Source organism: Pseudomonas sp. GV047 (assembly GCF_003058245.1).
In the GTDB taxonomy this organism is placed as follows: Bacteria; Pseudomonadota; Gammaproteobacteria; order Pseudomonadales; family Pseudomonadaceae; genus Aquipseudomonas; species Aquipseudomonas marginalis.
Window position 1 is genome coordinate 229,692 of the sequence record NZ_QCWA01000009.1, and the last position, 13,023, is coordinate 242,714.

General features: G+C 63.8%; 11 protein-coding genes. 4 read left to right on the forward strand and 7 right to left on the reverse strand.

Translation table 11 applies throughout. The features are described from left to right. Positions 1-210: 210 nt before the first annotated feature. Both C8K58_RS22920 and C8K58_RS22925 read left to right on the forward strand, forming a co-directional pair. Positions 211-894 carry a response regulator transcription factor gene (locus C8K58_RS22920; RefSeq protein ID WP_027606536.1) on the forward strand — a complete coding sequence of 228 codons (684 nt, stop codon included), beginning with the start codon at positions 211-213 and terminating at the stop codon, positions 892-894. Continuing rightward, entirely contained in the window at positions 872-2,266 is a 1,395-nt protein-coding gene (locus tag C8K58_RS22925; protein WP_027606537.1) for a HAMP domain-containing sensor histidine kinase, read from the forward strand. Before C8K58_RS22920 ends, C8K58_RS22925 begins: the two co-directional genes overlap by 23 nt. 70 nt (positions 2,267-2,336) lie before the next feature. Here C8K58_RS22925 and C8K58_RS22930 read toward each other — a convergent pair whose 3' ends face one another. The 4 genes from C8K58_RS22930 to C8K58_RS22945 are packed head-to-tail and all read right to left on the reverse strand — an operon-like array spanning position 2,337 to position 6,566. Then, positions 2,337-2,747, reverse strand: coding sequence for an SRPBCC family protein (locus C8K58_RS22930; RefSeq protein ID WP_027606538.1), 411 nt, complete (start codon positions 2,745-2,747; stop codon positions 2,337-2,339). A 57-nt stretch (positions 2,748-2,804) separates the two neighbouring features. Then, positions 2,805-4,100 carry an FAD-binding oxidoreductase gene (locus C8K58_RS22935; protein WP_108574357.1) on the reverse strand — a complete coding sequence of 432 codons (1,296 nt, stop codon included), beginning with the start codon at positions 4,098-4,100 and terminating at the stop codon, positions 2,805-2,807. Next, a complete protein-coding gene (locus C8K58_RS22940; protein WP_108574358.1) occupies positions 4,097-5,185 on the reverse strand; it encodes a polyamine ABC transporter substrate-binding protein in 1,089 nt (362 codons plus the stop codon). Before C8K58_RS22940 ends, C8K58_RS22935 begins: the two co-directional genes overlap by 4 nt. 22 nt (positions 5,186-5,207) lie before the next feature. Further along, the gene (locus C8K58_RS22945) at positions 5,208-6,566 is read right to left on the reverse strand and encodes a glutamine synthetase family protein (protein ID WP_098480003.1); all 1,359 of its coding nucleotides are present in this window, start codon (positions 6,564-6,566) and stop codon (positions 5,208-5,210) included. A 138-nt stretch (positions 6,567-6,704) separates the two neighbouring features. Here C8K58_RS22945 and C8K58_RS22950 point away from each other — a divergent pair, with 138 nt between their 5' ends. Next, complete coding sequence (locus tag C8K58_RS22950; RefSeq protein WP_108574359.1) at positions 6,705-7,592, forward strand: helix-turn-helix domain-containing protein; 888 nt, start codon at positions 6,705-6,707, stop codon at positions 7,590-7,592. 114 nt (positions 7,593-7,706) lie between these two features. Here C8K58_RS22950 and C8K58_RS22955 read toward each other — a convergent pair whose 3' ends face one another. Genes C8K58_RS22955 through C8K58_RS22965 form a run of 3 tightly spaced genes read right to left on the reverse strand, consistent with a single transcriptional unit; the run spans position 7,707 to position 10,830 of the window. Then, positions 7,707-8,810, reverse strand: a complete 1,104-nt coding sequence (locus tag C8K58_RS22955; protein WP_108574360.1) for an acetoin dehydrogenase dihydrolipoyllysine-residue acetyltransferase subunit — start codon at positions 8,808-8,810, stop codon at positions 7,707-7,709. Then, positions 8,807-9,826: an alpha-ketoacid dehydrogenase subunit beta gene (locus tag C8K58_RS22960; protein ID WP_027606544.1), complete on the reverse strand. Its 1,020-nt coding sequence runs from the start codon at positions 9,824-9,826 to the stop codon at positions 8,807-8,809. Before C8K58_RS22960 ends, C8K58_RS22955 begins: the two co-directional genes overlap by 4 nt. A 26-nt stretch (positions 9,827-9,852) precedes the next feature. Beyond that, positions 9,853-10,830: a thiamine pyrophosphate-dependent dehydrogenase E1 component subunit alpha gene (locus C8K58_RS22965; protein WP_108574361.1), complete on the reverse strand. Its 978-nt coding sequence runs from the start codon at positions 10,828-10,830 to the stop codon at positions 9,853-9,855. 309 nt (positions 10,831-11,139) lie between these two features. On the opposite strand from C8K58_RS22965, the gene C8K58_RS22970 reads away from it, so the two are divergent. Beyond that, a complete protein-coding gene (locus C8K58_RS22970; RefSeq protein ID WP_108574362.1) occupies positions 11,140-12,999 on the forward strand; it encodes a sigma-54-dependent Fis family transcriptional regulator in 1,860 nt (619 codons plus the stop codon). The last annotated feature ends 24 nt before the right edge of the window (positions 13,000-13,023 follow it).

Genomic DNA, 13,023 nt, shown 5'->3' on the forward strand with positions numbered 1-13,023 from the left:
ATTGAACTTGCCTGAACCATGCAACTTGCAAGAAATGGCTGGTGCAGGCGGGCGTAATGCATTCCCTGGGGGAGGAGATTGCTCCCCGGCCGGTACTCGCCATGAAAGTTGTGTCAGTTTTGCCAACATGAAGTTTTATTTAGGAAGCGTTCAGCCATTTCTTGGCAAAATGCCCTCACTTCTAGTGTGAATCGCTCACCAGGTAATCCTATGACCCGCATTTTGACCATCGAGGATGACGCCGTAACGGCCCGCGAGATCGTCGCCGAGCTGAGTAGCCATGGACTGGACGTAGATTGGGTGGACAACGGCCGCGAAGGCCTGGTCCGTGCCGTGAGTGGTGATTACGATCTGATCACCCTCGACCGCATGCTGCCGGAACTCGATGGCCTGGCCATCGTCACCACCCTGCGCACCATCGGCGTATCGACGCCGATCCTGATGATCAGTGCCCTCTCCGACGTCGACGAGCGCGTGCGTGGCCTGCGCGCCGGCGGTGATGACTACCTGACCAAGCCTTTCGCCTCGGACGAAATGGCCGCTCGTGTCGAAGTGCTGCTGCGCCGCAAAAGCACGGTCAAGGAATTCGAAACCGCCCTGCGCGTGGCCGACCTGGAACTGAACCTGATCAGCCGCGAAGCCAGCCGCGCCGACCAGCCCCTGAGCCTGCTGCCCACCGAATACAAACTGCTGGAATTCCTGATGCGCAACACCGGCCAGATCCTGTCGCGGATGATGATCTTCGAGGAAGTCTGGGGTTATCACTTCGACCCGGGCACCAACCTGATCGACGTGCACATCGGCCGCCTGCGCAAGAAAATCGATCCACCGGGCCTCCCGCCGCTGATCCGCACGGTACGAGGTTCCGGTTATGTCATTGCTGAACCCCTCTAAGGGCTGGCGTTCATCCAGCAGCCGCTTGCTGGCGCTCTACAGTTCGTTGTTCGTGGCCTGGAGCTGCATCCTCATGGGGGTGCTGTATTACGAGGTCTCGGGTTACCTGAGTGACCTGTCGCGCCATTCGCTGATGCAACGCCAGCACCTGTTCCAGCGCTTCGACGGCGAAGAACTGGTGGAAGCGTTGACCACCAGCATGACCTTCGACATGAAAGGCGTGGACGCCTACGGCCTGTTCGATGAGCAGTTCCGCCCCTTGAGCGGGCCGATCCGCGCGATTCCCTCCGACCTGCCGCTGGACGGCAAGATCCACACCCTGGCCAATTGCGTCGACTCCGACGACCCCAAACTGCCCAAGGACAGCTGCGACGCCGTCGCCAGCCATACCGACGACGGCCGCTGGCTGGTACTGGTGCGCGCCAATGGCTCGCTGTTCGGTGTGACACGGATCATCTGGCATGCCCTGCTGTGGGCGCTGTCCCTGACCATTATCCCCGGCGCCGCCGGCTGGCATCTGTTGCGCCGCCGCCCGCTGCGCCGGATCCGCGGGATCCAGGCCAGCGCCGAAGCCATCGTCGCCGGCGACCTCACCCACCGCTTGCCGCTGTCCAACCGGCGTGACGAACTGGACATGCTCGCGGCCATCGTCAACGCCATGCTCGACCGCATCGAGAAACTGATGAACGAGGTCAAGGGCGTGTGCGACAACATCGCCCACGACCTGCGCACCCCATTGACCCGCCTGCGCGCGCAGCTCTACCGCATCCGCCAGGAGGCCGAGCAGGACTCCGGCTACGCGGTGAAACTGGACGATGCCATCGCCGAGACCGACACCCTGATGGCGCGCTTTCGCGGGCTGCTGCGTATCTCTGAGCTGGAAGACCACCAGCGCCGTTCCGGTTTCCTGGTGATGGACCCGCTGCCGCTGCTGCGCGAGTTGCATGACTTCTACCTGCCCCTGGCCGAGGAAGGCGAATTGCAGTTGCGACTCGAAGTCCCCGAGTCCCTGCCATGGATCACCGGCGACCGCGCCCTGTTGTTTGAAGCCCTGGCCAACCTGCTGAGCAACTCCATCAAGTTCTCTCCAGCGGGCGGCGCAGTGATCCTGCGGGGACTCAACGATGCCGGCAGCACGCGCATCGAAGTGCACGACTCCGGGCCCGGCATACCGGCGGCGGAACGCGATGCGGTGTTCCAGCGCTTTTATCGGGTGGATGAAGGCGACCAGCAAGGCGGGTTTGGGTTGGGCCTGTCGATTGTGGCCGCGATCATCAACTTGCATGGGTTCAAGCTGGAAGTGGGCACCAGCGAGCAAGGCGGCGCGCGCCTGGTGCTGGAGTGTCGCCAGCAACTGATGCCCGAAGCCTGAGTTCACCTCGGTCAATCTGGGAGGGGCTTGCCCCCTCCCACATGAGTCTTGCATTGCCGGGTAGATCGTCTCAGAAGTTGGCGCGCAACGCCTCGACCCCGCCTTTGTAAACCCCGGCAAACAGCTCTTCCACCGCCGCCTCCGTGGTACCCGCCGCCGGGGTAAACACACCGGACCACGTCACCTTCGCCGACGACTCCGTCAGCGCCTCAACCTGCAACGTCGCCAGGTAAGCACTCACCGGAAACGGCGACTCTTCAATGGTGTAGCTGTAAGTACGCCCGACGTTATCGAAGGTCTGCAAACGCTCGACGATCACACCGCCGTCGGCGGTCGTCAGATGGCGCACGCGGCCACCTTCACCAGGCTCGCTCTTGGCGATAAACGGAAGCCAGTCCGGCAGGCTGTTGAAGCCACCCACCAAGTGCCAGACCGTCTCGGCCGATACCGGGATTTCAATCACTGCAGATGCTGTTGGCACGCTAAATCTCCAAAAGTCGTAGGAAAACGTCGTGCACAGCCTGCCACGCCCCGGACTTCAATGCATCAATTCCCGCAAGCGATGCCACACCATTCCCAACGCCAGCAGCGGCGAGCGCAACGCCTTGCCGCCGGGAAAGGTCATGTGCGGCACCTGGCTGAAAATATCCAGGCCCTGGCTGTGGCCCCCGTGTATGCCTTCGGCCAGCAGCCGCGCGCACCAGTGGGTCACGTTGAGCCCATGCCCGGAATAGCCCTGGGCGTAGAACACATTCGGGTATTGCTTGAGCCGCCCGACCTGGGGGAAGCGATTGGCGGTGATGCCGATCCTGCCGCCCCACTGAAACGCGATGGCGGTGTCGGCCAATTGCGGGAACACCTTGAGCATCTTGGGCTGCATATAGGCCGCGATATCTTTGGGATCGCGCCCCGAGTAATGGCAGGCGCCGCCGAACAACAGGCGACGGTCGGCGGACAACCGGTAGTAATCCAGGCCGACTTTCTGGTCGCACAGCGCCAGGTTCTGCGGGATCAACTGATTGGCCTGTGCAACCGACAGCGGCTCGGTGGCGATGATGTAGCTGCCCGCCGGCAGCACCTTGCCGCTCAGGCGCGGTTCCAGTTCTTCCAGGTGCGCATTGCAGGCCAGTACCAGGCTGGCGGCCCGTACCGTGCCGCCAGCGCAACGCACCTGCACCGTGTCGCCGTGGATCAGTTCCAGCACTTCGGTGTGCTCAAAGATCCGCACCCCAAGGGACTCGGCCACCTGCGCCTCGCCGAGCACCAGGTTCAGCGGGTGCAGGTGCCCGGAGCCCATGTCCACCAAGGCGCCGGCATACTGCGTCGAATCCACCACGTCGCGGATGTCCTGCGGCCCCACCAGGCGGGTTTCATGCACATAACCCAGGCGCGCCAGGCTGTCCTGCTCGCCCTTGAACGCAGCGAACTGTGCCGGGGTGTTGGCCAGCTCGGCAAACCCCCAGCGCAAGTCGCAGTCGATCCCGTGCTCGCGAATGCGCTCGCCCACCAGGGCCACCGACTCGATCCCGGCCCGTTCCAGGTAACGCACGCCCTCCTCGCCCACGTACTTGGCGAACCCCGACACATCGTGGCCGATCCCGCGAATCAACTGCCCGCCGTTGCGCCCGCTGGCGCCCCAGCCGATACGCCGGGCCTCCAGCAGGATCACCGAGAGCCCGCGTTGGGCCAGTTCGATAGCGGTGTTGACCCCGGTAAAACCAGCGCCGATCACACACACATCGGCGCTCAGGTCGGCGCCCAGTGCCGGGCGCTCCGGCATGGCATTCGCCGAGGCAAGGTAGTAGGAACGGGCGTGGTCGCTGGATGGGGTCATTTGTTGGTCTTCACTTTGCTCCAGGCGCGCGTCATCAGGCGCATGGTCGCCGGGGTCGGCGTGGTGGAAATATAGAGTTTGTCGAGCACGGCCTGGGACGGGTACACCTCGGGGTTGTTCACCAGCTCAGGGTCCATGAAGGCCTTGGCGGCCGGGTTGGCATTGGCATAGCCGACCGAGGCGCTGACCTTGGCGATCACTTCAGGGTCGAGCAGGTAGTTAATGAAGGCATGGGCCTCTTTCGGGTGACTCGCATCGGCCGTGATCGCCAGCAGGTCGAACCACAGGTTGGAGCCTTCCTTGGGAATCGAGTAGGCGATATTCACGCCGTTCCTGGCATCCTTGGCGCGGTTGGCCGCCTGGAATACATCGCCGGAATAGCCGAACGCCACGCAGATATCGCCGTTGGCCAGGTCCGAAATGTACTTGGAGGAATGGAAGTAGGTGATGTACGGCCGCAGCGTCAACAGCTTGGCCTCGGCCTGCTGGTAGTCCTCGGGGTTCTCGCTGCGCGGGTCCTTGCCCATGTAGTTGAGGATCGCCGGGAACAGCTCATCCGCCGAGTCGAGGAAGGCCACGCCGCACTGGTTGAGCTTCTTGAGATTTTCCGGCTCGAACAGCACCGCCCATGAATCGATATGGTCGATGCCCAACACCTGCTTGACCTTGTCGACGTTGTAGCCGATGCCGTTGGTACCCCACAGGTACGGCACCGAGTGCGCATTGCCCGGGTCGTTTTTCTCCAGCAGCTTGAGCAGCTTGGGGTCGAGGTTCTTGAAGTTGGGTAACTGCGAACGGTCGAGCTTGAGGAACGCGCCGGCCTTTACCTGGCGCGCCAGGAAGTGGTTGGACGGCACCACCACGTCATAGCCGGTGCGACCGGCGAGCAACTTGCCCTCCAGGGTTTCGTTGGAATCGAACACGTCGTAGATCACCTTGATCCCGGTCTTGGCCTGGAAATCCGCCAGGGTGGTCTCGCCGATATAGTCGGTCCAGTTGTAGACGCTCACCGTCGGCGCAGCTTGGCCGGCACCGCTGAACGCGGCCACCAGGGCCAGCGGAAGAAGCTTGTTCACAAGACGCATATCGACACCCCTTTTGTGTTTTTTAGACGCTCAACAGCAGGAACTCGCGCTCCCAGGAACTGATCACCCGCTTGAAATTCTCGTGCTCGGCGCGCTTGACCGCGACGTAGCCGCGCACGAACTTGTCGCCCAGGTACTGCTTGACCGTGTCGCAGTCCTCCATCCGCGCCAGGGCGTCTTCGAGGGTGAACGGCAGGCGCAGGTTGCGGCGCTCATAGGCGCGGCCTTCTACCGGGGCGCTGGGTTCGATCTGTTCGATCATCCCCAGGTAGCCACACAGCAGGCTGGCGGCAATGGCCAGGTAGGGATTGGCATCGGCGCCCGGCAGGCGGTTTTCCACGCGCATCGCATCCGGGCTCGAGGTGGGCACGCGCAGGCCGACCGTGCGGTTTTCTTCGCCCCACTCCACATTGACCGGCGCCGAGGTGTCCGGCAGGAAGCGGCGGAACGAATTCACGTTGGGCGCGAACATCGGTAGCAGCTTGGGGATGTACTTCTGCAATCCGCCGATATGGTGCAGGAACAGCGGGCTCATGTTGCCGTCGGCGTCGACGAACACCGGCTTGCCTGTGGCGATCTCCACCACGCTCTGGTGCAGGTGCATGGCGCTGCCTGGCTCGTCGGCCACCGGCTTGGCCATGAAGGTGGCGGCCACATTGTGCTTGAGCGCGGCTTCGCGCAGGGTGCGCTTGAACACGGTGATCTGGTCGGCCAGGTCGAGGGCATCGCCGTGGCGGAAGTTGATTTCCATCTGCGCCGGGCCGTCTTCATGGATCAGCGTATCGAGGTCCAGGCCCTGGGCTTCGCACCAGTCGTAGACGTCTTCGAACAGCGGGTCGAACTCGTTGGCCGCATCGATGGAGAACGACTGGCGCCCGGTTTCCGCACGGCCGGAGCGGCCAATCGGGGTTTTCAGCGGCAGGTCCGGGTCTTCGCAGCGCTGGGTCAGGTAGAACTCCATTTCCGGCGCGACAATCGGCTGCCAGCCCCGGTCGGTGTAGAGCTGCAGGACTTTCTTCAGCACGTTGCGCGGCGACAGTTCGATGGGGTTGCCATGCTTGTCGAAGGTGTCGTGGATCACAATCGCGGTAGGCTCGATGGCCCACGGCACCACGTAGGTCGCGTTGGCCACCGGGCGGCAGACCATATCGATATCGGCCGGGTCCAGCAGGTCGTAGTAGATCTCGTCGTCGACAAAGTCCCCGGTTACCGTTTGCAGCAACACACTTTCCGGCAGGCGCATGCCTCGCTCATGCAGGAACTTGTTGGTGGGCGCAATCTTGCCGCGTGCGATGCCAGTCAAATCACTGATCACGCATTCGACTTCGGTAATCTTGTGTTCTTTCAGCCAGGTGTACAGCTGATCGAAGGGGGCGTTCATAAGGACCTCGTCATGGGGTGGGTGCTGCGCCGCCTTGTACTCGCGGCGCATTGAGGTCTATCTTGGGCCAGCCTTCACAGGCCATCTATCCACTTTGCACGCCCCACAGCGCACCAATAGAGTGCGCACGGATCCCCCATGACCCAGGCAACCGCTTTGCGCGTACAGGCCTTCACCACCGCTGATGTGGCCACCCAATGCCGTGCGACACCCGGCTGGGTGCAGCAATACCAGCAGATGTCCCCGGGGCATTTCGCCGGGCGCGTCCGCTACCTCGACCTGCACGGTGTGCAGGTGTACGAAGAGAGCATGAACACCCGTGTGGAGCAGCACTTCAACGCACCGCCGGGCGCGCTGGCGTTCTGTTTCGATGGCAGCGACAACGCGCTGTATCTGCTCAATGGCGAAAGCCGCAACAACTGGATCACCCCGGAAAACTACCGCGAAGTGGCGGTGGTGTTCGGCCCGCAGTTCGTGCAGCACCATGGCCTGGACGTGGCCACACTGGAAGGCCTGTTCATGGCGCCGCTGGCCTGCCAGCAGAACGCGCTGTTCAGCCGTTGGCTCAGTGGCACCCTGACGCGCTTGTCCACGGACATCGACCCGGTGTCCCTCACCCGGCAGTTGCTCGACGACTGCCTGTTCATCCTCGACAACGCCTGCGTGTGCCTGGACCGAAGCTCATTGCAAAAGCGCAGTGAAGAACGCCGCTTGATGGCGCGCATAGGCGAGTGGGCGGCGGATGCGCCGGACGAAACCGTCAACCTGTTGGAACTGGCGCGGATTGCCGGCGTACCGCTGCGCCAGTTGCAGCAAGGGTTCAAGACCTACACCGGGATGAGCCCGGCGCAGTGGTTGCGCCTGCGCCGGTTGAACGGGGCACGGCGGGAATTGTTGAGCGGTGCCGGAACGACCGTGGCCGAGGTGGCGATGAACTGGTCGTTCTGGCATTTGGGGCGGTTCTCCAACAGCTATCGAGCGTTGTTCAAGGAACTGCCCAGCGAAACCCTGAAGCGCTCAATCTGAAATGCATCTGAAAATGTGGGAGGGGCTTGCCCCCGATGGCGATGGCTCAGTCAACATCTCTGTATCTGAACTACCGCAATCGGGGGCAAGCCCCCTCCCACATTGAATTGCATTTCAAGGCTGGGATTTCAGGAAGGTTGAGATTAGTTGGTTAACCCGTTCCGCCGCCTCCAACTGCACCATATGCCCCTGCCCCGGCAGAATCTCCACCTGGGCCTCCAGCCCCTGGGCATGGTCGGCCGGGATGATTGCATCGTCACTGCCCCAGATCACCAGGCTCGGTTGCTCCCCCACTACGTTGCGCAAATCCAGGCGCTGGCGCCCACCCTCAAACAACTGGGCATTGAGCTGACGAAGCGCCTGGTCCACCCCTTCCAACCGCTTGAACTTGAGCATGTCCTCCAGCATCTGCCGCGTCACCAGCGCCGGGTCGCTGAACAGTTGCACCAGCTGCGGCTTGAGCGCATTACGGTTATTGGCCTCGGCAAAGCCGTGCAGGTAATCGCCATTGATATCCGCCCCCAGCCCGGCGCTGGCGATCAGGGTCAGCGAGGCAACGCGCGCCGGAGCCTGACGGGCGACCGTCAGGCTGACCAAGCCGCCCATGGAGTGCCCGGCCAGGTGCACGCGGTCGAGCTTGAGGTGATCGAGCAAGGCCAGCACCGCCTGGCTCAGCTCTTCGGCGTCACCGGTTTGCAGATGCTTGCCCGACTCGCCATGCCCCGGCAGGTCCAGGGCGATCACCCGGCGCTCGGCGGCCAGGGCCGGTTGGTTGAACAGCCAGTTGTTCAAGTCGCCGCCAAAGCCATGCACCAGCATCAGCGGCGTGCCGCCCTCGCCCAGGTCGAGATAGCGCAGCAAACGCCCGCCCACCTCGACCTTCTGCGCACTCGGCCCGGTGGCTTCGGCTTCGGCGCTGCTTGAGACGAACCCGGCGTTGAAGCTTTCGATCACCGCATCGATCTCCGCCTCGCTGGCCTCGCCTTCCACCACGACCCCCAGCAGCGCGCCCACCGGCAAGGTCTCGTCGCTCAGCGCCAGCACGCGGCGCAACACACCGCTGAACGGCGCCTCGACGCTGCTGGAGATCTTGTCGGTCTCGACGTCCAGCACTTCCTCGCCCTTCTCCACCCGGTCGCCGGGCTGCTTGAGCCAGACGTCGATGCGGCCTTCGGTCATCGACAGCCCCCACTTGGGCATGGTCAAGGTATGGATCATGCGGCGTTCCTCTTGTCGGCGATCTTCAGCACGGCGGCCTCGATCTTCGCGGCGTTGGGGATGTACAGGTCTTCCAGCGCATCGGAAAACGGCACCGGCGTGTGCGGCGCGGTGACCATCTCGATCGGCGCACGCAGGAACGAGAAGCCCTGCTGGGCTACCAACGCACTGATGTCGGTGGCGATGGAACAGCGCGGGTTGGACTCATCGATCACCACCAGGCGCCCGGTTTTCTCCACGCTCTCGAGGATGCTGTCTTCGTCCAGCGGGCTGGTGGTGCGCAGGTCCAGCACTTCGCAGTCGATGCCCTGGCGTGCCAGGTTGGCCGCGGCTTCCAGGGCGATATGCACCATGCGGCCGTAGGTCACCAGGGTCACGTCGCGGCCTTCGCGCACAAAGTTGGCTTCGCCGAAGGGCACGGTGTACAGCTCTTCCGGCACCTCACCTTGGAGGCTGTAGAGCATCTTGTGTTCGAGGAAGATCACCGGGTCGTTGTCGCGGATCGCCTGGATCAGCATGCCCTTGGCGTCATAGGGCGTGGCCGGGCACACCACCTTGAGCCCGGGAATGTGCGTCCACATCGAGGTGAGCATCTGCGAATGCTGGGCGGCGGCGCGCAGGCCGGCACCGTACATGGCGCGCACCACCAGCGGCGTGGTGGTCTTGCCGCCGAACATGTAGCGAAACTTGGCGGCCTGGTTGAGCAACTGGTCGAGGCAGCAGCCGATAAAGTCGACGAACATCAATTCGCACACCGGGCGCATGCCACGGGTGGCGGCACCGACGGCCATGCCGACGTAGCCGACTTCGGACAACGGCGCATCGAGTACCCGGTCCGGAAACTCCGGGTACAGGCCCTTGGTCACGCCCAGCACACCGCCCCAGGCGTCCTGCTCGCCGGGGGAGCCGGTGCCGCCGGAGACATCCTGGCCGATAATGAACACGCTCTGGTCGCGGCGCATTTCCTGGGCCAGGGCTTCGTTGATTGCCTGCTGATAGCTGATTTTGCGAGCCATGAAATTCTCTCCGAGTCTTGTAGTTATTAGCGGTAGGCGACGTAGACATCACTGAGCAGGTCGGCGGCCTGGGGCTTGGGATCGGACTTGGCCAGGCGCACGGCGTCGTCGATCAACTGCGCGACCTCACCGTCGATACGTTCGAATTGGGCCGCGTCAAGCCAGCCTTCGGCATTGCAGCGCTGGCGGAACAGTGCGAGGCAGTCGTGGGATTCGCGCAGGTTCTTCACCTCGTCCGGGCCACGATAGGTTTGTGCATCGCCTTCGAAGTGGCCGTAGAAGCGGCTCAGCTTGACTTCCACCAAGGTCGGCCCGTCGCCCTGGCGCGCACGCTCCACCGCCACGCCCAACGCCGCGTGTACGGCAAAGAAGTCATTGCCATCGACAATCACCCCCGGCATGCCGAAGCCCACCGCCCGCTCGGCAATGTCCTTGCACGCCACCGACCAGCCGGAACCGGTGGCCTCGGCATAGCCGTTGTTCTCGGCGACGAACAGGCACGGCAGTTTCATGATCGACGCCAGGTTCATCGCCTCGAACACCGCGCCCTCGTTGGAGCCGCCGTCGCCGAAAAATGCGACCGCCACGCTCTGGCTGCCCTTGAGCTTGGAGGCCAGCGCGGCGCCCGCCGCCAACGGCGCACCGGCCCCGACAATGCCGTTGGCACCGAGCATGCCCTTCTCCTGGTCGGCGATGTGCATGGAGCCGCCCTTGCCGCCGCACACCCCGGTTTTCTTGCCGTAGATCTCGGCCATCATGCCGAACACATCCACGCCCTTGGCGATGCAATGGCCGTGGCCACGGTGGTTGGAGGCGATGCAATCTTCATCGTAGAGGTGGGCCATGACTCCCGCTGCGCTGGCTTCCTGGCCGGCATACAGGTGCACGAAACCGGGGATCTCGCCGGTGGCGAATTCCACATGCAGGCGTTCTTCGAAATCACGGATGGTGCGCATCACGGTGTAGGCATGCAGCAATTGATCGGTGGACAGGTGGGTGGACATCTTGTTGTTCTCCAGGTTGTCTCGACACACAAAAGGCTGGCTGCGGCCAGCTGCAAGTGGTTCAGCACAGGCTGTGCCAAGGTGCGATGAAACCTGGCAAAGCCTTGATCCAGAGCAGTGCCGTGCGGTTGTGCCGGGACGGTATGCCTGTGCAGAATGAGACGGTGCATTGCACTGTGCAGGCGGCGTCTCGGCCGGAATGAGACGCTGCGTCTCACGCGGGGCTGTTGGTCAGGTCGCCCTTGTCCCCTCGCGCCCACGGGCGCTTAATGGCGGGCATAACAACAAAGATCGAGAACCGGAGGCCTTATGCTCGCCGCGAACTCCAGGGAACACGTCGACTGCGTCAGTCGCGTGGTCCGCAATGCCGATCGCCTGCCCCAGGCGCCGGTGCCGTCGCTGATTTTCGATTCCTGGCGGCGCTCCATGGAACAACACCACCTCGACCCCGGCTCGCTGCAGGGGCCCCGTATCCTTACCGAACCCTTGCTCAAGGAATGCCGCGAACGCGCCGAGCTGTTCATGCGCATCGCCGGCGAAGAAGTCGGGCAACTGCACCACCGGGTGCGCCACGCCGACTACTGCGTGATGCTCACCGACGCCCAGGGCCAGACCATCGACCACCGCGTCGACAGCACCATTCGCAGCGACTGCCGCAAAGCCGGCCTGTACCTCGGCACCTGCTGGTCGGAAGCCGAGGAAGGCACCTGCGGCGTGGCCACGGTGCTGACCAGCAAAGCCGCAGTGACCGTGCACAAGCGCGACCACTTCCGCGCCGCCTTCATCAGTTTGACCTGCTCCGCCGCACCGATCTTCGACCCCCAGGGCAACCTGCTGGGGGTGATGGATGCCTCGGCGCTCAAATCCCCGGATGACCGGCGCAGCCAGCACCTGGTGCGGCAGATGGTGGCCCAGAGTGCCCAGGCCATCGAAAACGCCTTCTTCATGCACAGCGCCCGCGAGCATTGGGTACTCCAGGCCCACAGCACACCGGGCTATGTGGACAGCCAGCCCGACCTGCTGCTGGCCTGGGACCAAGATGGGCGCCTGCACGCGCTGAACAGCAAGGCGCGCCAGGCACTGCGCCGGCGTTTCGGCCAGGTGCCGGCGCATATCGGCGAGGTGTTCGACCTGGATGCATTGCGCGCGGCCACCGATCAATCGACCCAACATCTGCAATGGCTGGGCGAGCCTGGCGTGCTGCACGTGCGGGTCAACGCCCCGCGCCGCAAACCGGCACGGCCCGTTGCGCACACCCAGGTCGACCCACGGGTGGAAGAACACCTGCGCCTGGCCGTGCGCGTCAAGGACCGCAACCTGCCGGTGCTGGTGCAGGGTGAAACCGGCGCCGGCAAGGAAGTTTTCGCCCGCCAACTGCACGAACGCAGCGCCCGGCGAACAGGCCCCTTTGTCGCGGTGAACTGCGCGGCGATCCCCGAAAACCTGATTGAAAGCGAGCTGTTCGGCTACGTGGCCGGAGCCTTTACCGGTGCCTCCAGCAAAGGCATGCCGGGGCTGTTGGTGCAGGCCGATGGCGGCACCCTGTTCCTCGATGAAATCGGCGATATGCCGCTGGCGTTGCAGACGCGCCTGCTGCGGGTGATGGCCGAGGGTGAAGTCGCGCCCCTGGGCGGGGCCAAGACCCGCACGGTGGACATTCAGGTGATCTGCGCCAGCCACCGCGACCTGGCCGTGCTGGTCAGCGACGGGCGCTTTCGCGAAGACCTGTACTTCCGCCTCGGCTGCGCACGCTTCTGCCTGCCGCCGCTGCGCGAGCGCAGCGACAAGCTGGCATTGATCAACCGGCTGGTGGAGCAGCAAGCACGCGGCAGCGGCATCTCGGTCGGCATCGGCCAGGCCGCGCTGGAACGCCTGCTGGGCTATGCCTGGCCGGGCAATGTGCGCCAGCTGCACCATGTGCTGGCGTATGCCTGTGCGGTGTGTGAAGGCGGCACGATTCAGCTGGCGGACTTGCCGGTGGAAGTGCGTGGGGAGCAGATCGAGACGCTGGTCGAACACAGCGTCAGCCCGGAACGCCAAGTGGTACTGGATGCCTTGATCCGGCATCGCTGGAAGCCGTTGCCGACGGCGCAGGCGCTGGGGATTTCCCGGGCCACCCTGTACCGCCGAGTCAACCGGTTGGGCATCGACATGCCCGGCAAGCACTGACACAACAGGGTCACCCATGTGGGA

Coding starts and splice junctions, on each gene's coding strand:
- C8K58_RS22920 (WP_027606536.1), top strand. CDS start 211: ATGACCCGCATTTTGACCATCGAGGATGACGCCGTAACGGCCCGCGAG.
- C8K58_RS22925 (WP_027606537.1), top strand. CDS start 872: ATGTCATTGCTGAACCCCTCTAAGGGCTGGCGTTCATCCAGCAGCCGC.
- C8K58_RS22935 (WP_108574357.1), bottom strand. CDS start 4,100: ATGACCCCATCCAGCGACCACGCCCGTTCCTACTACCTTGCCTCGGCG.
- C8K58_RS22940 (WP_108574358.1), bottom strand. CDS start 5,185: ATGCGTCTTGTGAACAAGCTTCTTCCGCTGGCCCTGGTGGCCGCGTTC.
- C8K58_RS22945 (WP_098480003.1), bottom strand. CDS start 6,566: ATGAACGCCCCCTTCGATCAGCTGTACACCTGGCTGAAAGAACACAAG.
- C8K58_RS22950 (WP_108574359.1), top strand. CDS start 6,705: ATGACCCAGGCAACCGCTTTGCGCGTACAGGCCTTCACCACCGCTGAT.
- C8K58_RS22955 (WP_108574360.1), bottom strand. CDS start 8,810: ATGATCCATACCTTGACCATGCCCAAGTGGGGGCTGTCGATGACCGAA.
- C8K58_RS22960 (WP_027606544.1), bottom strand. CDS start 9,826: ATGGCTCGCAAAATCAGCTATCAGCAGGCAATCAACGAAGCCCTGGCC.
- C8K58_RS22965 (WP_108574361.1), bottom strand. CDS start 10,830: ATGTCCACCCACCTGTCCACCGATCAATTGCTGCATGCCTACACCGTG.
- C8K58_RS22970 (WP_108574362.1), top strand. CDS start 11,140: ATGCTCGCCGCGAACTCCAGGGAACACGTCGACTGCGTCAGTCGCGTG.